This is a genomic window from Streptomyces sp. 147326 (genome assembly GCF_045000215.1).
Lineage (GTDB): Bacteria > Actinomycetota > Actinomycetes > Streptomycetales > Streptomycetaceae > Streptomyces.
In genome coordinates this window covers 8150587-8171172 of the sequence record NZ_CP134201.1, presented here as the reverse complement: position 1 = coordinate 8171172, position 20586 = coordinate 8150587, and the positions used below count along the sequence as shown (strand labels likewise).

The 20586-nt window shown below is 73.2% G+C and carries 17 protein-coding genes; 7 read left to right on the top strand and 10 right to left on the bottom strand.

Annotated features, from left to right (window positions below):
- The first annotated feature begins 203 nt into the window (after nucleotides 1-203).
- Nucleotides 204-2012 carry a galactose oxidase-like domain-containing protein gene (locus RIU97_RS37605; RefSeq protein ID WP_404961951.1) on the top strand — a complete coding sequence of 603 codons (1809 nt, stop codon included), beginning with the start codon at nucleotides 204-206 and terminating at the stop codon, nucleotides 2010-2012.
- Between the two features lie 10 nt (nucleotides 2013-2022).
- Here RIU97_RS37605 and RIU97_RS37600 read toward each other — a convergent pair whose 3' ends face one another.
- Nucleotides 2023-2514 (bottom strand): MarR family winged helix-turn-helix transcriptional regulator, encoded by a 492-nt coding sequence (locus RIU97_RS37600; protein ID WP_404963078.1) that lies wholly within the window; start codon nucleotides 2512-2514, stop codon nucleotides 2023-2025.
- Between the two features lie 69 nt (nucleotides 2515-2583).
- Here RIU97_RS37600 and RIU97_RS37595 point away from each other — a divergent pair, with 69 nt between their 5' ends.
- Nucleotides 2584-3495: an EamA family transporter gene (locus RIU97_RS37595; RefSeq protein ID WP_404961950.1), complete on the top strand. Its 912-nt coding sequence runs from the start codon at nucleotides 2584-2586 to the stop codon at nucleotides 3493-3495.
- On the opposite strand, the gene RIU97_RS37590 is transcribed toward RIU97_RS37595, so the two are convergent.
- From RIU97_RS37590 to RIU97_RS37580, 3 genes are read right to left on the bottom strand one after another with little or no spacing between them, the layout of a single operon-like run.
- A complete protein-coding gene (locus RIU97_RS37590; RefSeq protein WP_404961949.1) occupies nucleotides 3485-4111 on the bottom strand; it encodes a HutD family protein in 627 nt (208 codons plus the stop codon). The two genes, RIU97_RS37595 and RIU97_RS37590, sit on opposite strands and share 11 nt — an antisense overlap.
- Nucleotides 4108-4479, bottom strand: coding sequence for a DUF4180 domain-containing protein (locus RIU97_RS37585; protein ID WP_404961948.1), 372 nt, complete (start codon nucleotides 4477-4479; stop codon nucleotides 4108-4110). Before RIU97_RS37585 ends, RIU97_RS37590 begins: the two co-directional genes overlap by 4 nt.
- Before the next feature lie 43 nt (nucleotides 4480-4522).
- Nucleotides 4523-4963: a MarR family winged helix-turn-helix transcriptional regulator gene (locus tag RIU97_RS37580; RefSeq protein ID WP_404961947.1), complete on the bottom strand. Its 441-nt coding sequence runs from the start codon at nucleotides 4961-4963 to the stop codon at nucleotides 4523-4525.
- Nucleotides 4964-5116: 153 nt separating this feature from the next.
- Here RIU97_RS37580 and RIU97_RS37575 point away from each other — a divergent pair, with 153 nt between their 5' ends.
- Together RIU97_RS37575 and RIU97_RS37570 are read left to right on the top strand one after the other, a co-directional pair.
- Nucleotides 5117-6613, top strand: a complete 1497-nt coding sequence (locus tag RIU97_RS37575; RefSeq protein WP_404961946.1) for an MFS transporter — start codon at nucleotides 5117-5119, stop codon at nucleotides 6611-6613.
- Nucleotides 6614-6695: 82 nt separating this feature from the next.
- Complete coding sequence (locus RIU97_RS37570) at nucleotides 6696-7214, top strand: DinB family protein (protein WP_404961945.1); 519 nt, start codon at nucleotides 6696-6698, stop codon at nucleotides 7212-7214.
- Between the two features lie 85 nt (nucleotides 7215-7299).
- Here RIU97_RS37570 and RIU97_RS37565 read toward each other — a convergent pair whose 3' ends face one another.
- Complete coding sequence (locus RIU97_RS37565; RefSeq protein ID WP_404961944.1) at nucleotides 7300-8661, bottom strand: FAD-dependent oxidoreductase; 1362 nt, start codon at nucleotides 8659-8661, stop codon at nucleotides 7300-7302.
- Nucleotides 8662-8878: 217 nt separating this feature from the next.
- On the opposite strand from RIU97_RS37565, the gene RIU97_RS37560 reads away from it, so the two are divergent.
- The 3 genes from RIU97_RS37560 (at nucleotide 8879) to RIU97_RS37550 (ending at nucleotide 10718) form a co-directional block, all read left to right on the top strand.
- Nucleotides 8879-9070 carry a DUF5302 domain-containing protein gene (locus tag RIU97_RS37560; protein ID WP_030725782.1) on the top strand — a complete coding sequence of 64 codons (192 nt, stop codon included), beginning with the start codon at nucleotides 8879-8881 and terminating at the stop codon, nucleotides 9068-9070.
- A 174-nt stretch (nucleotides 9071-9244) separates the two neighbouring features.
- Nucleotides 9245-9658, top strand: a complete 414-nt coding sequence (locus tag RIU97_RS37555; protein WP_404961943.1) for a rodlin — start codon at nucleotides 9245-9247, stop codon at nucleotides 9656-9658.
- Nucleotides 9659-9803: 145 nt separating this feature from the next.
- The gene (locus tag RIU97_RS37550; protein ID WP_404961942.1) at nucleotides 9804-10718 is read left to right on the top strand and encodes a glycoside hydrolase family 19 protein; all 915 of its coding nucleotides are present in this window, start codon (nucleotides 9804-9806) and stop codon (nucleotides 10716-10718) included.
- A 12-nt stretch (nucleotides 10719-10730) separates the two neighbouring features.
- On the opposite strand, the gene RIU97_RS37545 is transcribed toward RIU97_RS37550, so the two are convergent.
- The 5 genes from RIU97_RS37545 to RIU97_RS37525 all read right to left on the bottom strand — a co-directional run bounded on the left by RIU97_RS37545 (nucleotide 10731) and on the right by RIU97_RS37525 (nucleotide 20483).
- The gene (locus RIU97_RS37545; RefSeq protein WP_404961941.1) at nucleotides 10731-13499 is read right to left on the bottom strand and encodes an AAA family ATPase; all 2769 of its coding nucleotides are present in this window, start codon (nucleotides 13497-13499) and stop codon (nucleotides 10731-10733) included.
- A gap of 248 nt (nucleotides 13500-13747) precedes the next feature.
- Nucleotides 13748-15556, bottom strand: coding sequence for a S8 family peptidase (locus tag RIU97_RS37540; protein WP_404961940.1), 1809 nt, complete (start codon nucleotides 15554-15556; stop codon nucleotides 13748-13750).
- Nucleotides 15557-16073: 517 nt separating this feature from the next.
- Nucleotides 16074-17129 carry an NAD(P)/FAD-dependent oxidoreductase gene (locus tag RIU97_RS37535; RefSeq protein ID WP_404961939.1) on the bottom strand — a complete coding sequence of 352 codons (1056 nt, stop codon included), beginning with the start codon at nucleotides 17127-17129 and terminating at the stop codon, nucleotides 16074-16076.
- Nucleotides 17078-19615, bottom strand: a complete 2538-nt coding sequence (locus RIU97_RS37530; protein WP_404961938.1) for a twin-arginine translocation signal domain-containing protein — start codon at nucleotides 19613-19615, stop codon at nucleotides 17078-17080. Before RIU97_RS37530 ends, RIU97_RS37535 begins: the two co-directional genes overlap by 52 nt.
- Nucleotides 19616-19733: 118 nt before the next feature.
- A complete protein-coding gene (locus RIU97_RS37525) occupies nucleotides 19734-20483 on the bottom strand; it encodes a DUF1838 family protein (protein ID WP_404961937.1) in 750 nt (249 codons plus the stop codon).
- Between the last annotated feature and the right edge of the window lie 103 nt (nucleotides 20484-20586).

Below are 20586 nucleotides of genomic sequence, written 5' to 3'. Positions count from 1 at the left end.
AGCCGTCGGCGGCGGCACCGGCCGTCCGACGGGTACGCGGCCTCACCTCGATGGCCGAAACGATTCACCGCAGAAACGATCAATCGGCCCATACCGGTCCGCCGAACGGCCGCAGGCGGCGCGGTGCGCCGCGTCGCACCGGCCATCGAGTCGCGCTTGTCCTAATATCGGCGAGATCCTTCAGGCCTGCGGTGAGGAGTCCCATGTCCCGCGTACGACGGTCCGCCGCCCTGGCGGCGCTGGCGCTCGCCACCGCCCTGACCGTCACGGCGACGGGGCCCACGTCCGCCTTCGCCTCACCGCACCACACCGGCGACGAGGCGGCCGTGCTCGGCGAGGACCACGCCCGCGCGCACGCGCGACTGCGCCAGGAGGCCAAGGGCACCCAGGGCTATCCGCAGTCGAAGCGCACGGCGAGCCTGACCTCCCTGCAGGAGTCCCAGCGCAAGGCCAACGCGGGTTTCGACGCGGCGCGGTTCGGCCGCTTCACGCAGTTCTTCCCCTCGCCCGACTTCGGCGTCCACGTGGCCCAGCTGCCCACGGGCAAGGTGCTGCTCTTCTCGTTCGAGCGCGTGGAGGCCGATCCCACCAAGGAGACCGGCCCCACGAACACGGTGGGACGGACGAACGCGGGCCGGGCCTACCTCTGGGACCCGGCCAAGGGCACCGGGGCCCGGGCCTTCAAGAACGTGCCCCCGCCGGTGGTGCTGATGCCCGACGGCACCTACGCCCCGCGCCCGGCGCCCTTCTTCTGCGCCGGGCACTCCTACCTCCCCAACGGGATGGTCGGGGTCTTCGGCGGCAACGTCGGCGGCAAGGGCGGCAGCGGCGCCAAACTGTCCTTCGTCTTCGACCCGTGGACCGAGACCTGGTTCCGCAACCGCGACATGGCCGTGGGCCGCTGGTACCCCTCCGTCGTGACCGGGGCGGACGGCCGGCAGATCATCATGTCCGGCCAGTCCGAGCGCGGTACGGGCACCCCCACCCCGGTGGTGGAGCGCTTCCCCGCGCTCGGACGCCGGGTGCCCTGGCGCCCGTTCGACATCCCGGCGGGCGTCCCCGCGGAGCGGCTCCGCTCCGAGGCCCCCTTCCGCAACGACTATCCGCACCTGTTCTCGCTGCGGGACGGGAAGATCTACGGGCTCGGCCGCGACGCCGATCAGCAGTGGCTCTTCGATCCGGTCAAGGACGTGCGCACCGACCTGCCCCGACGGCCCGCCGACTTCCGGGGCTACGGCTCGGCCGTGCCGCTGCCGGCCGGCTTCCGCGGTCCGGACTCCGTCCTGGTGCTCGGCGGCGACCCGCGCGACCCGCTGACGTACCGGCTGTCCGGCGGCCGCTGGAGCATCGAGGAGCCGAGGGCCTTCGGCCGCACCCAGGACGGCACCCTGATCCTGCCGGACGGCACGCTGCTCACGGTGAACGGCGCCCTGGACACCCGGAACTACGGGAACGGCCCCTTCAACCCGAAGGCGGACCTGAAGTACCGGCAGATCGAGCTGCGCGACGCGCGCGGCCACTGGAAGCTGGGTCCGGCCCAGCGCCTGCCCCGCGGCTACCACTCCAACGCCCTGGTCCTGCCGGACGGGCAGGTGATGGTCACCGGCGACGAGCTGCAGCAGATCGCCAACGACCCCGACATCAAGGACGGGATGGACGGCAGCATCGAGCTGTACGAGCCCGCCTACCTGCACCGGGGCGCACGCCCGGCGCTCGACCGGGCGCCCGCGGGCGAGCTCGGCCACGACACGGTCTTCGAGGTCACGAGTTCGACGGCGAAGGACGTCAAGCGCGCCGTGCTGCTGGCACCGACCACCGTCACCCATTCGGTGAACACCAGCCAGCGCCACCTGGACCTCCGGATCACCGGCCTGCACGGCTCGGTGATCGGGCTCCGGACGCCTCCGAGCGCGGCCGACGCCCCGCCCGGGTACTACATGCTCTTCCTGCTCGACGCGAAGGGCGTGCCCAGCACGGCGAAGTGGGTGAAGCTGGGCGTCCGCCCGCGGTAGGGCCGGGCGTTCAGGATCCGGGCGGCGGCGGTTCGACCTTCGCCAGCCAGGTGGTGAGGAGCTGCTCCAGCTGCGCGGCCTCCGGCGGCGTCAGCCCGTCCAGCAGGCTCCGCTCGTTGCGCATGTGCTCGGCGAAGGCCCGGTCGATCAGGTCCCGTCCCGCCGGCGTGAGCGCGACCACCCGGCCCCGGCCGTCGGCGGCCGAGCGGCGGCGGGTGACCAGTCCGTCGCGTTCGAGCCGGTCGATCCGCTTGGTCATGGCGCCCGTCGTCACCATGGTGTGCGCGGCGAGCTCGCCGGGCGCCCGCTCGAACGGCTCGCCCGCGCGGCGCAGGGCGGCCAGGACGTCGAACTCCCCCTCGCCGAGTCCGTACTTGCGGTAGACGAGGGCGAGGCGGTCGGTCAGGAGCAGGCCGAGCCGGTGCAGCCGCCCGATCACGCCCTGGGGACTGACATCGACGTCGGGCCTCTCGCGCGCCCACTCGTCCTGGATGCGGGCCACGTGGTCCTTGGGCTGGGGTTTCACGGGATCAGCATAACGTTAGCTTCCACGGAAGGTACTATATCTTCCATGGAAGACAATCTGCGGTGGTCGCTGATCACGGCGACGGCCCCGGTGGCGTGGGGCACGGCCTATTTCGTCACCCGCGAGTTCCTGCCCGCCGGCCACCCGCTGTACGGGGGCGTCATCAGGGCCCTGCCGGCCGGGCTGCTGCTGCTCGCGGCGGGTCGGCGGCTGCCGAGCGGCAGCTGGTGGTGGCGGGCGCCGCTGCTCGGCGTGCTCAACACGGGAGGCTTCTTCGCGCTGGTGTACCTGGCCGCGCAGCGGCTGCCGACCAGCGTGGCCTCGACCGTCATGGCGACGGCGCCGCTGGTGATGATGCTGTTCGCCTGGGCACTGCTGGCGGAGCGGCCGGGCCTGCGGCACCTGGCCGGTGCGGGTGTCGGGGTCGGCGGTGTCTGCCTGATGCTGCTGACCCCGGGCGCGCCCCTCGACCTCCTCGGCGTGCTCGCCTCGGCCGCCGCCATGGGGATGGCCTCGCTCGGCTACGTCCTGGCCAAGCGGTGGGGCGCCGGGGTGGACGTGCTCGCGTCGACGGCCTGGCAGCTGCTGGGCGGCGGACTGCTCCTGCTCCCCCTCGCCGTCGCCCTGGAGGGGGCGCCGCCACGGCTCGACGGCCCCGCGCTGGCCGGCTTCGGCTACGTGACCGTGGTCGCGACCGCGGTGGCCTTCGCCGCCTGGTTCGCGGGACTGCGGCACCTGCCCGCCGGGACCGTCGGACTCCTCGGCCTGCTCAATCCCGTGACCGGTGTCCTGCTGGGGACGGCCGTCTCCGGGGAGTCCCTCGGCCCGCTGCAGCTCTGCGGCCTGGCGCTGGCGCTCACCGGGGTGCTGCTGGGGCGCCCTGCGGGCCCGCGCCCGCGCCCGGAGACTCCGGGGCGGGCGCGGGCTGCGGCCTCGGGGGCGGGGACTACGCCCTGACCGTGTCCGCGGCCGGAGCGGGACCGAAGCGGACCACCGCCGCGCGCCCGGCCGTACGCAGGATCCGGTCGGGCCCGCCCGTCAGCAGGGCGGCGTCGTACAGGGCCAGCTCCTCGGCACGGCCGGGGCCGGGGCCGCGGTCGCCGGACCGGTGGAGCACCGCCGGCCCCTCCAGGGCCACGACCAGCAGGGTCTGTCCGGGCGGCACGGCGAGCGCGAGTGCGCCCCGCACGACGGCGGTCTCCGCCCGGGTCTCGCTCCGCCGGTACATCACGTTGAAGTTGACCACCGGGCCGTCGAGGAGCCGGCAGTCCGTCGGCTCGTCCCCGGCGAAGTCCCGCGGCGCGAACCGCTCGTCCACGAGGTGGCGGACACCGGCCACCGCGAGGTCCATGCCCGCGCCCTCGGCCAGGGTGAGGGTGCGGTCGACCCCGGGGAAGGAGGAGAACGGCCCGTCGGCGGCGACCTCCGCAAGGCTCACCCGCCAGGCGAAGTCCCCGGTTCCGGCGCCCTCGGGCCGTGCGGCGATCTCGCGGGTGACTCCCCCGCCGTTCTTCCACGGGGTCGCGCCGCGGTCGGCCGCCCTCAGGAGGCGGAGCCCGTCGCCGCCGCTCACGCGGTCGGCCCGGTCAGCCGCGCGGCCAGTTCCCCGGCGTCGGCGAGGAACCACGCCTGGCGCCCGCGGTTGCACTCGCGGACGAAGTCGCGCAGCGCCGAGCTGGATGCCGTGTGGCGGGAGATGTCACCGAGGACGACGATCCCGACCCGGTACTGGGCGAACTTCTGGATGATCTCCCCGGCGACCCGGGTGCTCAGCCGGAAGAAGCCTTCGTCGAACCGTTCGGCGGGGATGACGACCCACTGCGCGCCGTGGTACGAGGCGTCGCCGATGCAGTCGAGGGCATCGCGTTCGCCCGCGAAGACCTCGCCCTCGGCCGCGCACATCAGGACGGGTACGTCATTGATCGTCTGCAGGGTGCTCATGGAGGTCGAGGCTAGTTCGGGACGGCGGCGGCGTCGACGCGTTTCAGGCGCCCTTCTCCGTCGAGGGGCGCAGGCGGCCCAGGAGGGCGTAGAGCGTCGCGCTCTCGGCCTCGTCGAGGGTGTCGAGCGCGCCGTGCATGTCCTGCATCTCCTCGCGGACGCGGCGGATGACCTCGCGGCCCGCGTCCGTGGCCACGACGTTCTTGACGCGGCGGTCGGCGGGGTCCGGCTCGCGGCGCACCAGTTCGCGGGCCTCCAGGCGGTCGACGATGCCGGTCACGTTCGAGGCGTCGCACACCAGCAGCGTGGCGAGGCCGCGCATGGGCACGGGTCCGTCGAGCTGGGCGAGGACCCTGGCCTGGGTGGAGGTGAGGCCGTGCTGGGCGGCGGCGGCCGCGAACTCGCGCCATTGGGCGGTGCCGATGGCCGCGAGCAGTTCCAGCAGCTGGAGCTTGGTGGGGGCGTGCGTGGCGGTGTCGCTCATACCTGGAGCGTACTCAGGATGTTTGACATTATCAATTGTTTACTTGACCACCTTAACTATCGACGTCTACCGTCAGTCGAGTTACTTGAGGAAGTCAAACATCTGCGTTCCGAAGCTCTTCAGCTCCGAAACACGAAGAAGGTCCCCCCAGCCATGAGCACCCCCTCCCCCGCCACCCCGGCCTCCGGGCCCCGGAACGAGACGGTCATCGTCTTCGCCCTGAGTCTCGCCGCCATGGTCGTGTCGATGATGCAGACCCTGCCGGTCCCGATCCTGGGCCTCATCCGCGACGACCTCGACACCTCGACCGCGAACGTGAGCTGGGTGACCACCGCCACCCTGCTGTCGGCGGCCGTCTTCACCCCGCTGCTGGGCCGGTTCGGCGACCAGCACGGCAAGAAGCCCACCCTGGTGGCCGTGCTCGGCGTCATGGTCGTCGGCTCCGTCATCGCGGCGCTGGCGTCCTCGCTGCCCCTGCTGATCCTGGGCCGGGTGCTCCAGGGAGCCGCCACCGCGATCTTCCCGCTGGCCCTGTCGGTCCTGCGCGAAGAGGTCCGGCCGCAGAAGCTGCCGGGCGCGATGGCGCTGGTCAGCGGCACGCTCGCGTTCGGCAGCGGCCTCGCGCTCGTCGCGACCGGGCTGCTCACCTCCGGGTCCGACGCGGACTACCGCAACGCCTTCTGGATGGCGACCGGCTTCGCGGTCCTCGCCCTGCTCGCGGTCGTCTTCCTGGTGCCCGCGACCCGCCACAAGACCGGCGGGCGCACCGACTTCCTCGGCGCGCTGACTCTCGGCCTCGCGCTGCTGCTGCTCCTCCTGCCGATCTCCCAGGGCCACGAGTGGGGCTGGGGCTCCGCCCGTACGCTGGGCAGCTTCGCCGGCGCCGCCGTCATGACCGCCGTCTGGGTGCTCGTCGAACGCAAGGTGCGCGAGCCGCTCGTCGACATGAAGATGTTCGTCCACCGCCCGGTGCTCATGGCCAACCTGGCCGGCGTCCTCGTCGGCTTCGGCATGTTCGCGAACTTCCTGGGCGTCTCGTACCTCGTCCAGATGCCCGAGGCGCTCACCGGCTACGGCTTCGACGCGTCGATCCTGCGCGCCTCCGTGCAGTTCCTGCTGCCCGGCGCCATCGTCTCGCTGCTCGCCTCTCCCGTGGGCGGCCAGATCGTGCGCCACCGCGGTCCGCGCACGGCGCTGGCCCTGGCCGCCGCGCTCGGCGCGACCGGCTTCGCCTGGCTGGTCCTGGACCACCAGCACAGCCTCTCGGTGATCGGCGCCGGACTGGTCGTCGGCGCGGCCGTCAGCTTCGGCTACGCGGCCATGCCCGCCGTGATCATGTCCAGCGTCCCGCACCACCAGAGCGGCATCGCCAACGGCATCAACTCGATCTCCCGCTCCACGGGCAGCGCGATCGGCAGCGCCGTGGTCACCACGATCCTGGCCTCGAAGACCATCGAGCACCTGCCGGCGGGCGTGCCCCCGCTGCCCGCCGAGTCGGGGTTCACCCTCACCTTCGGGATCGGGGCCGTGGCCTTCGCCCTGGTCGCGGTGATCAGCTGGATCGGCCTGCGGGGCGGGCACCGCACCGTGGTGGCGTCCGCGCAGACCGGGGCGGCCGCGAAGACCGAGACGGCCGAAGCCACCCGCTGACCGACCCACCGCCGGCCCGGCGGTCCCCCTTGCCGCGTGTCGTTCGCGGCGGGGGGACCGCCGGGCCTTGCATGGTGGGTGCATGAAGGCTACGGACGTCATCGCCGACGGATTCGGACGCATCCGGGAGATCGTGCACGAGGTCGTGGAAGGGGTCCCGGCGAAGCTGCTCAACGCCCGCGTGGACCCGGCGGCCAACTCGATCACCTGGCTGATCTGGCATCTGACCCGCATCCAGGACGACCACCTCGCGGACGCGGCCGACACCGGGCAGGTGTGGGACTCCGAGGGGTGGTCGGACCGGTTCGCGCTGCCGCTGCCCGCCGGGGCGACCGGGTACGGGCACTCGCCGCAGGACGTCTACACCGTCCGGGTCGACTCTGGCGAGCTGCTGCTGGGGTACTTCGACGCGGTGCACGAGCGGACCGCGCGGTTCGTCCGGGGGCTCGCCGCCGCCGAACTGGACCGGGTGGTCGACGAGCGCTGGGACCCGCCGGTCACCCTGGGGGTACGCCTGGTCAGCGTGCTGACGGACGACCTCCAGCATGCCGGGCAGGCGGCCTTCGTACGGGGCGTGCTGGAGCGGGACCGGGGCGTCTGAAGGAACTGCCGTCCCGTTGCCCGGACAGCGCCGCCGCAGGTCGTACAGAGGGCCGGGGCTCCGATGGGGTCCCGGCCCTCGCGCACTACGCCCCGCTGGCGTCGAGCATGTCCTCGCGCTCGACGATCTTCACGCGCTCGCGGCCCTGGGGCTCGCCGAGGGCCTTCTCGGCCGCGTCCAGCCGGTGCCAGCCCTCCCACGTCGTGTAGCGGACGCTGCGCTCGGCGAGGAAGGCCTCGACGGCCTCCGGCGCGGGTGCGGCCGGCGCGCTCAGGCGGCCTTCCGCGTGGTCGGCGAGCAGGTTCGCGACGGTCTCGTTCGCGTCGCCCTTGGTGTGGCCGATCAGGCCGACCGGGCCGCGCCGGATCCAGCCGGTGACGTACGTCGACTGCAGGTGGGCGCCGGCTTCGATCACGCGGCCGCCCTCGTCCGGGACGGTGCCGGAGTCGACGTCCCAGGGAAGCTTCGGCAGCTCGTCGGAGAGGTAGCCCACGGCCCGGTAAACGGACTGGACGTCCCAGTCGGTGAAGTCCCCGGTGCCCTTGACGTTGCCGGTGCCGTCGAGCTCGGTGCGCTCGGTGCGCAGTCCGACGACCTTGCCGTCCTCGCCGAGGATCTCGGCGGGCGACTCGAAGAAGTGCAGGAACAGCTTGTGCGGCCGCTCGCCGATGTCCCGGATCGCCCAGTTCTCCAGCGTCTTGGCGACCATGTCGGCCTGCTTGTTGGCGCGGCGGGTGGCTATGGAGCCCTCGTCGTAGTCGATGTCCTCGGGGTTGACGATGACCTCGATGTTGGGCGAGTGGTCCAGCTCACGGAGCTCCATGGGGCTGAACTTGGCCTGGGCGGGACCGCGGCGCCCGAAGACGTGCACCTCGAGCGCCTTGTTGACCTTGAGGCCGTCGTAGACGTTCGCCGGGATCTCGGTCGGAAGCAGCTCGTCGGCCGTCTTCGCGAGGATGCGCGCGACGTCGAGGGCGACGTTGCCGACGCCGAGCACCGCAACCTTCTCGGCCTCCAGCGGCCAGGTGCGCGGGACGTCCGGGTGGCCGTCGTACCAGGAGACGAAGTCGGCGGCGCCGTAGGAGCCGTCGAGCTCGACGCCCGGGATGGTCAGCGCGCGGTCGGCCGTGGCGCCCGTGGAGAAGATCACGGCGTCGTAGAAGGACTGCAGCTCGTCGAGGCTGATGTCGTTCGGGTAGTCGACGTTGCCGAAGAGGCGGACCTGCGGCTTGTCGAGGACCTGGTGCAGGGCGGTGATGATGCCCTTGATGCGCGGGTGATCGGGGGCGACGCCGTACCGGATCAGGCCGAAGGGCGCCGGCATCCGCTCGAAGAGGTCGATGGACACACCGGGCTCGACGGCGGCCTCGGACTTCAGCAGCGCGTCGGCGGCATAGATTCCGGCGGGGCCGGCGCCGACGATTGCTACCCGCAGAGGGCGAGGCATGGCAGGGGTTCCCTTCGAGCGACGGCAAGGTGGATCAAGGTGGATCAAGGGGAACCCTAAACGAAGGTAAGCCTAACCCAACACCCGGTATCGCTTTATGACCCCATAATCAACTCTTATGACCTCCCCAAGTTACCCTTGGGGTCGCGGCGAACTCGCTGGTCAGCGCGCACGCCACCTGACAGACTGAAACGGCTTGATCACCCCAGGAGGACGAATGGCTGACGAAACAGACACCCCGCAGGACGAATCCCCGGCCGATGCGGCCAAGCGCAAGTTCCGGGAGGCCCTGGAGCGCAACGCGGCGAACGCCCAGTCCCAGCAGGCGCACCAGAGCCGGGCGAAGGTCCAGGGCGCCAGCAGCGGCCCCGGCGGCAAGAACAAGAAGGTCCGCCGCAAGACCGGCTGACCCTCGGACCCGAGGAGCTCAGTCTCGCCGCCGCGGCGGCGGGACCGGGCGACTCCACCCGCCATTGGGCCACCCGGGTGAGGGAGGATAACCCCTGGCACCGTCAGCAGTTGATCAGCTCGTCCCGCCGAGGGCAGCTATCTCATGCGACAGTGCGACAGAAGGATCCCCCACATGTTCAAGAAGTTCATGGCCACCGCCGCCGTCACCGCCTCCGTGCTCGGCGCCGGTGCCGCACTCGCCTCCCCGGCCATGGCCATCGGCAACGACGAGGGCGTCACCACCGTCAACGGGAACGGCGCCGCGCAGATCTACGGCAACCAGGAGACCCACGGCAAGATGAGCCCGCAGCTCAGCGCCGTCCAGGGCTCCCTCAACAAGCTGTGCATCGGCCTGCCGGCCAAGGTCAACGCCCAGTCCCTGTTCGCGGTCCTCGCCAACGTCGGCGCCCAGGACATCAGCGTCCTGTCGAACCCGCAGAACCAGCAGTGCACCGAGAACTCCACCCAGGCGAAGGGTGACGAGGCGGCCTCGCACATCCTCAGCAACATCCCGGTCCTCTCCGGCAACGTCTCCGCCGGCAGCTGATCGACCCCATTCCGCGCCGGTGTCACGCGTAACGCATGCCACCGGCGCGTTTCATTTGGTCTAGACCTTGACAGGTACAGACCACTCTCGCTTCAGTGGGCACTGTTGCCCCCACGGCAATTCCCCCCGCTGAAGGAGCAGTTACGTGATACGTGCGTTTCGCCGCCGCGCCCTCTCCCTGGCCGCCGCCGCGGCCGTCACCGTCGGCCTCGCCGTCGCCCTCCCCTCCTCCCCCGCCTCCGCGGCTGCCCCCTGCGCCGGCGCCTGGACCTCCTCCGGCGTCTACACGAACGGCATGAGCGCCTCGTACGGCGGACACAACTGGCAGGCGAAGTGGTGGACCCAGGGCGAGACGCCCGGCACCACCGGCCAGTGGGGCGTCTGGTCGGACCAGGGCGTCTGCGGCGGCGGGGGCCAGGACCCGGACCCCGGCAACCCGTCCGGCTTCGTGGTCTCCGAGGCCCAGTTCAACCAGATGTTCCCGAACCGGAACCCCTTCTACACCTACAACGGCCTGGTCGCGGCGCTGTCCGCCTACCCCGGCTTCGCCAAGACCGGCGACGACACCGTCAAGCGGCGCGAGGCCGCCGCCTTCCTCGCGAACGTCTCCCACGAGACCGGCGGGCTCGTGCACATCGTCGAGCAGAACACCGCCAACTACCCCCACTACTGCGACGCGGGCCAGCCGTACGGCTGTCCGGCGGGCCAGGCGGCGTACTACGGCCGCGGGCCCATCCAGCTGAGCTGGAACTTCAACTACAAGGCGGCGGGTGACGCGCTGGGCATCAACCTCCTCGCCAACCCGTACCTCGTGGAGCAGGATCCGGCCGTCGCCATGAAGACGGCGCTCTGGTACTGGAACACCCAGAACGGCCCGGGCACGATGACCGCCCACGCCGCGATGGTGAACGGCGCGGGCTTCGGCGAGACCATCCGCTCCATCAACGGCTCGCTGGAGTGCAACGGGGGCAACCCCGCCCAGGTCCAGAGCCGGATCTCGAAGTACCAGGGCTTCACGCAGCTGCTGGGGGTGACCCCGGGGAACAACCTGGGCTGCTGATCCGCGGCGCGGTCAGCGGGTGCGCAGGGCGGTCGCGAGCTGGGCGCGTGAGCGGACGTCGAGCTTCTGGTAGATGCGGGTCAGCCGTGCCTCCACCGTCTTGACGCTGAGGAACAGCTTCGCCGCGGCCTCCTGGTTGCTGGCGCCCTGGCTGACGAGCAGGGCGAGCCGGGTCTCGGCCTCGGTCAGCACCGCGGCCGCCGGGGCCTGCGCACCGCCTCCCTCGCCGGGAGCGGGTTCCCTGGCGAGCTCCGTCCAGGGGGCCGCCCCGGCCAGGCCGAACACCTCGGCCGCCGCCCGCAGCGCCGCGCGGGCGGGGGCGCGCCTGCGCCGTCGCCGCTCCACCCGGGCGAGGGCGAGCAGCGTACGGCCGCGCTCCAGCGGCAGCTGCAGGGCGTCGAACCGCTGGGCCGTGGCCTCCAGCAGGTGCACGGCCTCGTCGGCCTCGCCCTGGGCGGACAGGCACAGGCCCCGGGCCCGGTCGAGGGCGGCGACGACCCCGGTGCGGCCGAGGCGCAGGGCGACCGCACCGACGCGGTCGAGGAGTCCGGCGGCCTCACCGGGTGCGTCCGCGGCGATCAGGGCCTCGGCGAGCTCCCCGTGCCAGCGCAGGACCGAGGGGTCCACCACCTGCTGGGCGGCCTCCAGCGCGGCGACGCGGCGCAGGGTGGCGACCGCTTTCGCCGCCTCTCCGGTGGCCAGTTCGACCAGGCCGAGCGCGTGCAGATTGCGGGAGAGGAAGACCTGGTCCTGCTCCTCCTGCGAGGCCTGGATGCCGCGCCGGGCGTATCCGGCGGCGCGCGCGAAGCTGCCGCCCGTGGCCTCGGCCATCGCGGCGACGTACCAGGCGGGGCCGGGCGACAGGCCCGCCTCGATCGTCAGCTCCAGGGCCCGGCGGGCGTGGGCGGAAGCGGCCTCGCACCGGCCGCTGCGCAGTTCCACCTCGGTGAGGCTGCGCAGGACCTCGAAGACGTCCTCGGCGGAGCCGGTGCGCTGGACCGCCGGGAGCAGGACCATCAGCTGCCGACGGGCGTCGGCGAGGCGGTCGTCGAAGAGGGCGTGCCGGACGGCGAGGTACTGCGGTGCGTTGCGCATCCCGAGCGGCACCTCGGGCGCGGGCAGGGCGAGCGCCTCGGCCAGGATCTCCTCGGCGTCCGTGTCCCCGAGGATGCGGCCCATGCGGGCCCGTACGGTCAGGGCCATGGCCTCGGCGGTCTGGTCGCCGCCGAGCGCGGCGAGGCGGCCGGCCTCGGCCGCGGCGTCGCGGGAGCGGACCGGGTCGCCGTCGCTGAGGTTGTGCTTCCAGGCGATCCGCAGCTGGACGGCGGCCTGGAGCGAGGGGTCGCCGGCCGCCTCGTCCATGGCGTAAGCGAAGGTCTCGTCCAGGGCGCCCAGGGCCTGCCCGGCGGCGTCGATCACGGCGAGCCGGGCCCGTACCCGGTCGGCGGACGAGGCGTCGCGGGCCAGGACGGCCCGCGCGGCGCGGCGCGCGAGGTCGGCGCGGCCGGCCCAGCCGGCGTCCTCGGCGGCCGCGACGAGCCGGGCCAGTTCCTCGCCGGCCAGCCAGGACGGCGTACGCTCCGCGGCGAGCAGGCCGAGTTCGGCGGCGAGGACCCGCTGGCCCCGGCGCCGGCAGGCCGCGGCGGCCTCGGTGATCTCCGCGGCGAGCCACTGGTCGGGGGTGTCCACGGCGAGCGCGCGGTGGCGTACGGCCTGGACGGGGTCGTCGACGGCGGCGGCCAGGGCCGCGTGCCCGGCGGCGCGTTCGGGCCAGCCCGCGTCGGCGGCGAGGGCGGTGGGCAGGGCGCCGGCGGTGAACTCCACGGTGCCGTCCTCCCCCACCCTGACCAGTGCGGCCCGTTCCGCCTCGGCCAGCTCGGCCTCGGCGTCGGGGCGGCCGGCCCGGCGGAGCAGGGAGGTGGTGGGGCGCGCGGCGAGGGCGGCGAGCAGCAGGGTGCGGCGGGCCTGGGCGGGGACCCCGGCGAGGAGCCGGCGGGCGACCTCGCGGGCCTGTCCGGAGACGGGCAGCGGGTCGGCGTGGTGGGCGCTGCTGTCGCGGGCCTCGGCGGCTTCGGCCAGGGAGTGGCCGAGGGCGAGGGCGAGGCGCGGGTTGCCGCCGCTGGCCTGGTGGATGCGGCCGGCGAGGCGGGCGGGGAGGCAGTGGCGGACGAGGAGTTCGGCGACCTCGTCGGCGCCGAGCGGGGGAACCCGGATCACGGGGACGCCGGGTCCGCAGAGGGGTTCGCCGACCGGGGCTCCGCCCTGGACGCATTCGGCGACCAGGACCCGTACGCGGGGCGGGGTGAGGCGCAGCGCGAAGCGGAGGAGGTCGGTGCTCTCGGCGTCGAGCCACTGGGCGTTGTCGAGGACGAGCAGAACGGGCTGGCGGGCGGCGAGGGTGCGGAGCACCTCGACGACGGCGAGGCGCAGCGCGATGTGGTCGCGGCCTGCGCGGGGGGCGTCGGCCTCGCGGCGCAGCAGGGCGATGGCGGTGCGCTGGGGGCCGGAGAGCTGGTCCAGGGCGGCGCCGGGGACGGAGGCGAGGAGGGCGGCGGCGGACGCCTCGGGTATCCACTGGTCGGCGGCCTCGGGGGCGAGGCGGAGCACGCTCTCGCGCCGGGCTTCCGCCGCGGCCGCGACGGCGCGGACGACCTCGGTCTTGCCCGCGCCCGCGGGTCCGGTGAGAAGGGCCCGGCCGTGCGTGGTCAGCGCATGGTCGACCGCCTTGATGAGTTCACCGTGTCCGACACTCGTGTCAGCGTTCCCCGTCGCCGCCACCACGCACAGCCACCAGCCTTCCGGTCCCCAGCTCCTGTGCCCTTCCTGTGAGAGGCGACAATACGAGGTCGGATGGCGGGCGGACCCGGATTGTGACGCAGAAATCAGTCACGTGCCGGGAAAACCCGGCGGACCTGCCGATACGAGGTGTATCAGCAGGTCCGGGGGATCATTACTGGTCCGTACTATCGGCCCGTCAGGCCAAGTTGGCGGCCGGACCGGGAACCGGCCGGAAGCCGGTCACCGGCACCTCAGAACGCGAGGTTCCAGGAGTCGATCTTGCCGGTGTCGCCGCCGGCGTTGTCGTTCACACGGAGCTTCCAGGTGCCGTTCGCGACCTCGGAGGAGGCGTTGACGGTGAAGACCTGGTTGATGTTGTCCGTGCTGCCGCCGGCCCGGTTGTGGACCGTGTAGACGCTGCCGTCGGGGGCCACGAGGTCGACCTTGAGGTCACCGATGTAGGTGTGGACGATGTTCACGCCGACCTTGAGGGCGGCCGGGGCGTTGCCGGTCTTCCCGGTGACGGTGATCGGGCTTTCCACGGTGGTGTTGTCACCGATGGTGTAGTCCGTGCCGTTCTCGAAGGCCGGGGTGGGCGGGGTCGAGGTGACGGCGGCGACGGTCGCGGCGGCGTCGGCGAGACCGGTGCCGCAGCCGCCGGTGCAGGTGCCGGCCAGCGGGCGGGCGTTCGTCTTGATCGCCGACTCGATCTGCGCCGGGGTCAGCGAGGAGTTCGCCGACTTCAGCAGGGCTGCGAGGCCCGCGACGTGCGGGGCGGCCATGCTGGTGCCCTGGTAGGGCTTGTAGTTCTCGGCGCCGGGGGTGGTGGTGCCCGCGTTCAGCGTGGAGAGGATGGCGTTCTCGGGGGTGGTGACGGTGCCGGGCGTGTCGGTGGCGCGGCGGGTCTCACCGCCCGGGGCGGCGACGTCGATGATCGCGCCGTAGTTCGAGTAGTACGAGCGGTCGCCCGCGCGGTTGCTCGAGGCCACGTTGATCACGTTGTTGCAGCTGGCGGGCGAGAAGTTGGCCGCGTCCGCGTTGCTGTTGCCGGCGGCGACGACGACGGTCGTTCCGCGGGCGACGGCGGCGTTGATGGCGTTCTGGTAGCTGGTGCCGCAGGCGCCCGAGCCGCCGAGGCTCATGTTGATGACCTTGGCCGGGGTGGCGTTGGCCGGGACACCGGCCACGGAGCCGCCCGAGGCCCAGGTGATGGCGTCGACGATGTCCGAGGTGGCGCCGCCGCACTTGCCGAGCACGCGGACGGGCTGGATCTTCGCGCCGTACGCGATGCCGGCGACGCCCTTGGAGTTGTTCGTGGCCGCGGCGATGGTGCCCGCGACGTGGGTGCCGTGCCAGGAGGAGTTGCTGGCCTTGGAGCCGAGGCCGCACTCGCCGTCGGTGGCGTTCCAGTCGCCCTGGTCGGCGGCGTTGTTGTCGCGGCCGTTGCCGTCGCGGGCGTCGGCGGAGTTGGAGATGAAGTCGTAGCCCGCGACGATGTTCGGGGCGACGTCCGAGTGGGCGACGTAGCCGGTGTCGATCACGGCGACGGTGACGCCGGAGCCGGTGGTCTTGTCCCAGGCGGCGGGAACGTTCATGCCGGCGGTGGGCTCGAAGAGGTCCCACTGCTTGGCGTACTCGGTGTCGTTCGGGGTGACGGCCTGGGCGTAGGCGCGGGAGTCCGGCTCGACGTAGGCGACGTCCGGGTCGGCGCGGAACTGGGCCATCACGTCGGCCGCGTCGGCCGGGGCCACGGTCCCGCCGAGGTTGACCAGGGCCGCTCCGGTGCCGAGGCGGCGGTCGAACTTCGCCTTCTTGCCGGCCTTCTTGCCCTTGGCGGCGGCGTCGTCGGCGGCCGCGGTGTTCGAGCTGGCCTCGGTCGCCGAGGACTTGTAGCCGACGATGAGGTTCTGGACCGGCGCGGTGGCGGCGACCGTGGCGGCCGGCGCCGTGCCGGGGGTCTCGACGGCCGCGGCCACCGAGGCGGTGGCGGTGGCGGATCCGGCGAGCAGGGTGACGGAGATGGCCGCCACGGATATGAGCCGACGTCTGGAAGCGTGCACGTGTTCCCCTTCGCGGGCCGTTTCCGGGCAGGCCGGAGCGGCCGGTCGGTGCAGTGTGGGAGGTTCCGGCGGCTGCGGGGCCGGGAGCGAGGTGGTCGGTCTCGCCCCGGCCGCCGCCGCGCGCCACGCTGTCCCGGCCGCAACGGCGAGGCAGGGGCAACGGCGTCCCGGCGCTCCCCCGGACGGTGGGGCCTACACGCCATGTGGGGTTGGCGTGTGTACCGCCCGGCCTGGGGAAGATCGCCGGTGGGCAGACAGTAGGCAACGCGGCGATGAACTCGATACGGGGAAAACCCTTGTCCGGCCCCTGCCGCACCCCCCGGGGGTCCCTCGGGGCCGCGGTGACCAGGGGTTCCGACGGCGGGCGGCGGCCTGCGGAGGACGGCCGTCCGTCCCGCCCGGTCCGGGCCCGGCCCGCGCCGTCCGGTCCGCGGGGACCGGGGCCCGCGCCCTCCGGTCCGCGGGGACCGGGGCCGGGGCGGCGCGGGGATCGGGCGCGGGGACCGGGACCGGCTCGTCAGCCGAAGCCGTGGGCGCCGAGCTCCGCGTAGCGCGCCGACAGTTCGGCCATGTCGCGCTCGGCTCCCTCCCGCAGCCAGCTCCCGTACATTCCGGCGGCCTCTGCCCCCTCCAGGGCCCGGCCCGCGATCCCGGCGGCCAGCGACCCCGCCGTCCAGCCCGACAGCAGGGCCCGCAGCACACCGTGCGACGACGCGGGGTCCAGGAGGGCTCCGGCGTCCCCGGCCACGAACCAGCCCGGACCGGCGGCCCTCGGGCACAGCCGCCAGCTGACGTCCGCCGACCGGGCCGCGCCCTCGGGCACCAGGCCCGCGAACTCCTCCGGCGGCCCGCCGCGCGGCCGTCCCTGCGCCGGTACGAAGTCCAGCCGCATCCACTGGTACCTGTCCCGGCCCACCCGCGCGGTCCACGTCCAGCCGGTGCGGTCGGCGGTGATCGCGGGGGCCGCGTCCCGCTGCGGGCAGGACCCGGCCGCGTAGCCGTACCGGATCAGCAGCCGCGGCGAGCGCGGCGGGGCGGTCAGGCCGAGGGCGCGGCTCAGCCAGCGGGCCCGGCCGGTCGCGTCGATGACCGTACGGGTGCGCAGCGGTGCGGCGGAAGCGCCCAGCCGGACTCCGGTCACCGCGCCGCCCTCGACGACCGGTTCTCCGACCCGGCAGCCGAGGCGGACCTCCGCCCCCGCTTCCCTGGCCCGGTCGAGCAGCAGCGCGTCCAGCCGCCTGCGGTCCACCTGGAAACCGCGCCAGGGTCCGCCCGCGTCCCGCCCGAACGGCTCGAACCGGGGCTCCGTGCCCCACCCGACCGAGATCCCTTCGTGCCGGGCCCGGACCGCGTCGGCGAATCCGCCGGGCAGCAGCCGGGCCAGCAGGGTCTCGGCGCCCGGATGCAGCGCCTCGCCCGGGCGGGCCACGGGGCCGGGCAGGCGTTCGGCGAGGACGGTCCGCAGCCCGGCGCCGGCGCAGACGACGGCCGCCGCGCAGCCGGCGGGACCGGCCCCCGCGATCAGGACGTCGGCGCCGGTTCCGGAGACGGTACGGAGGTGTCGCGCGTCCACGGGCCTCCGTCCCTGCGCAGCAGCACCGTACGGCCGTCGGTGTAGGCCGTGACGTCTTCGGCGATCTCCACCAGGACCTTCTGGATGTCAGCGGGGTCGCGGCTCTCCGCCCCGGGCCGGTAGATCCGGAACCGGTGGCGCCGCGGTCCGGCCAACCGGCCTCCGGCGGCCCGTTCGGCCTCGGCGAGCCCGCTGTCGCCCGCCTCCACCACGGTGAACGACAGGACGGCCCACGCCGACTTGGCCTTGAGGATCTCGATCACCGCCCGGTCCCCGAAGCGGGTCACGAACTCGGGGTCGTGGATGCCGAGGCTCCAGTAGACCGCCGACATGGACAGCACGCGTGCCTTGGTCTCCGCGAGGTCCACGCGGGCCGTGAGACGCGCGGTGAGCCGGTCCTGGGTGGTGATGTAGTCGGCCCGGTCGATGTCCTGGTAGGCGACCACCTCCCGGCCGCCGGCCGTCCTGACCTCGGGGCCGCGGATCCCGTCCCACGGCAGCCGGCCCAGTCCGCGGACCTCCTCCATGCCGATCTCGGCGTCGGTCATCGGCACGATCGTCGGCCACGGGTAGGGGAAACCGGGCGCGTCCTTGAGCGGGGTGAAGGTACGGGTCGCGTCCGGCGCCACCGAGGGCCAGTAACTGCCCAGTGCCGCACAGAGCTTGGCGTCCTCCAGGAAGGGCGTGCCGAGGCTGTACGCCTGCATGTAGCGCTGGAGCGGCGCCCCGGGCTCGTTGTAGACGAGGCCCTGGCTGAGCTCCCAGCCGGGGTCGGTCACCCCGGCGGCCGCGTCGGGGAGGCCCGTGTAGCGACCGCGGGCGTCGTCGGGCAGGGGGCGCGCCGCCGGCTTCCCCGGCTCTGGCCGGCCGACCACGGCGGTGAGGGTGTCGTCGTAGATGTCGAAGCCCTTGGGGAGGGTGATGTCGCCGGCGAAGCGGAACTCCGAGAGCGGACGCGGCGGTACCGCCCACAGGGCGTCCCGGGTCTCCTCGGGCACCACGGTGCGCCACCACTGGGCCAGGTCGTGCTGGTTGACGTGCGGGAAGAAGTCGGGGGGCGCGACGCTGCAGAAGGCCGGCTTGAAGGTGTCGATCTCCGTGGCGAGTTGCGGGCAGTGGACGGAGACGAAGCCGTCTCCGGCGAAGTCGATCCAGTGCTGGGCCCGGTAGCCGCCCTTGCGGATGATCGCGTCCATGTCCGGGTTGAGGTTGAGGTCCTCCAGCCGGCCGTCTTCGTGCAGGCGGTGGCGGATGTTGACGTACTCGGGGGAACGCCTGTCGTTGTCGGGGGCGGCGCCCTGCATGTACGTCGGCTCGGTCTCGACCGCGCCGGGGATGAGCTGGACGGAGGAGAAGTACAGGATGCCCGGGTCCTGGACGAGATCGGAGGAGACGTCGAAGCTCAGCCACTCGCCGGCGAACCGGGCCCGGTTGGCGAAGGCGTGCGGCTGCGGAGCGAGGACCCCCGCGCCGTGGGCCTGCTGCGGGGGCAGCAGCGCGGCGATCTTGTCCCCCCGGATGGTGAAGGGGAAGGCGCCGAGGTCCTTGCCGGTCCACTCGGTCGGATAGCCCTGCTCCCGCAGGAAGAGGTGCATCCGCTTGAGCTTCTCGTTGACCAGGTGCGCATCGAGGGAGAGGGACAGGTCCAGGCCCGCGACGCACTCCCGGCCGGGGAAGAGCTTGTGCAGCGGCACCCAGAAGGCCCGCTCGTCGTCGCCGGACACGATGTTCCGGGGCCCGAAGAGCCGGCTGTCGGCGCCGGTGACCTGCATGGCGAGGTACGGGGCGAAGCGCTGCGGCACCGTCCGGAAGACGAACGGCCGCTTCGGGTCGTGGGCGGCGAACTGGCGGCCGCGCGCGTCGTAGTGGGGTCCGGTGTTGCCCATCCTGGTGATGCCGGTCCGGGAGAAGCACAGGTCGGCGTGGCGGCCGTGCACGGAGCCGGTGGCGTCGCGGTAGTCGAGGGCGAACACGACGACGCCGAGGGGGTTGTCCCCGGCGATCTCCCTGAGCCCGTCGAGGGTGGGCGGGCGGACTCCGTAGACGTAGTTCTCGACGGCTTCGATCTCGGCGAGGGTGGGGAAGGCGCCGAGGGTGCGGCCGCGGCCGTCGGTGAGGACGGCCGCCGAGGCGAAGGCGTGGTACAGCAGGCTCCGTGCCGGGTTGCCGGGCTCGATGCCGCGCGCGGGCAGCGTCGCCGCGAAGTCCCCGAAGCCGGGTACGGACCGGTCGAGGGCGGGGATCGGCCTGGCCAGCTCGGCGGCCAGGTCCGCGGCGCCGATGTCCAGGGCGCCGCGGGTGACGGTGCGCAGGAGCGTGCGCCAGCCCTGGTCGGCGAGGCGGGCGCAGGCGGCCGCGACCGCTTCGGCCAGGGGTGCCGACGGCGGTGCGGCCGTGGCCTCGTACTGCACGGTGAGCCCGGGAAAGCCGAGCAGGAGCCCGCCGGCGGCGGCCCCCTTCATGAGATCGCGCCGGGACAGCTCCACGCCGTTCGTCCTCCTGCGGTGTGCCTGGTCCCCCTCACCGATCGGTGATTCTGGCGGCTGGGACCCTGCGGGTGCGCGAGCGACGCGGGGTTGCCGCCGAACGGGCTATCCGGAAGGCCTAGCTGGGCGGGAACAGCTTGCGGAAGTAGGTCCAGCTGGTCTCGTTCGGTTCGCTCCACTTCTCCGGGGCGTGGGCGAATTCGGGGTGGTGGTCCGCGATGTACGCGCGGGTGCGCTCGGGGACCTGCGCGTACGCGTCGAGTTTGCGGCCCCGGCAGTGGAAGGTGAGGCCGCCGGGGCGCGCGCCCTGTTCCATCCAGGGCAGCCACGGGGACATCCGCGTCCAGGACATCGTCGAGGGGACGCTCACCGCGTCGGTGGCCAGCACCGTCGCGGGCGCGAAGAACTGGAAGAGCTCCAGTGCCCGGTAGGTGTCGTCGGCCGACTGGGCCGGGTACTCGTCGACCGGCAGGGGCGAGGGGTAGGCGAGCGGGATCTCCAGGCTGAAGCAGACCTGGTCGCCCAGTTCGGTCACGGGCACCGGGAACGGCCGCCACTTCTGGTTGGCCGGGTCGTTCCAGACGTGGACCACCGGCTTGCCCTCCCAGGTCTCCGTGATCTCCCGGGTCCGGGGGTCCAGGTAGAACGCGGCCTCCCTGGAGAGCAGCTGGTAGCCGCCGCTCTCCTCGTCCGCGACGATTCGGGCGACATTGAGCCCTTCGAAGCCGAAGAGGCGCCGGTAGGGCTCGCCCGGGGCCCAGGAGTGGACATCACCGGTCCACCAGAACGTGACCTCGCTGCCGTCGAGCGAGGCACGGGTGCGGGCGAATGCTTGCAGGAGCTCGGCGGGTGTCGCGGCTGATGTCATGCGCCCCACTCTGCGCGGTCGCGGCATGGCCGGGCAAGCACGCGCACGGCCAACCGGAGCCCCCTCCAAGGGGTTTGAGTGGCTGGTGGGGACGGGTGGGTAC

Coding starts and splice junctions, on each gene's coding strand:
- RIU97_RS37585 (WP_404961948.1), bottom strand. CDS start 4,479: ATGAGCACCCTGCAGACGATCAATGACGTACCCGTCCTGATGTGCGCG.
- RIU97_RS37570 (WP_404961945.1), top strand. CDS start 6,696: ATGAAGGCTACGGACGTCATCGCCGACGGATTCGGACGCATCCGGGAG.
- RIU97_RS37575 (WP_404961946.1), top strand. CDS start 5,117: ATGAGCACCCCCTCCCCCGCCACCCCGGCCTCCGGGCCCCGGAACGAG.
- RIU97_RS37560 (WP_030725782.1), top strand. CDS start 8,879: ATGGCTGACGAAACAGACACCCCGCAGGACGAATCCCCGGCCGATGCG.
- RIU97_RS37595 (WP_404961950.1), top strand. CDS start 2,584: ATGGAAGACAATCTGCGGTGGTCGCTGATCACGGCGACGGCCCCGGTG.
- RIU97_RS37580 (WP_404961947.1), bottom strand. CDS start 4,963: ATGAGCGACACCGCCACGCACGCCCCCACCAAGCTCCAGCTGCTGGAA.
- RIU97_RS37525 (WP_404961937.1), bottom strand. CDS start 20,483: ATGACATCAGCCGCGACACCCGCCGAGCTCCTGCAAGCATTCGCCCGC.
- RIU97_RS37555 (WP_404961943.1), top strand. CDS start 9,245: ATGTTCAAGAAGTTCATGGCCACCGCCGCCGTCACCGCCTCCGTGCTC.
- RIU97_RS37605 (WP_404961951.1), top strand. CDS start 204: ATGTCCCGCGTACGACGGTCCGCCGCCCTGGCGGCGCTGGCGCTCGCC.
- RIU97_RS37565 (WP_404961944.1), bottom strand. CDS start 8,661: ATGCCTCGCCCTCTGCGGGTAGCAATCGTCGGCGCCGGCCCCGCCGGA.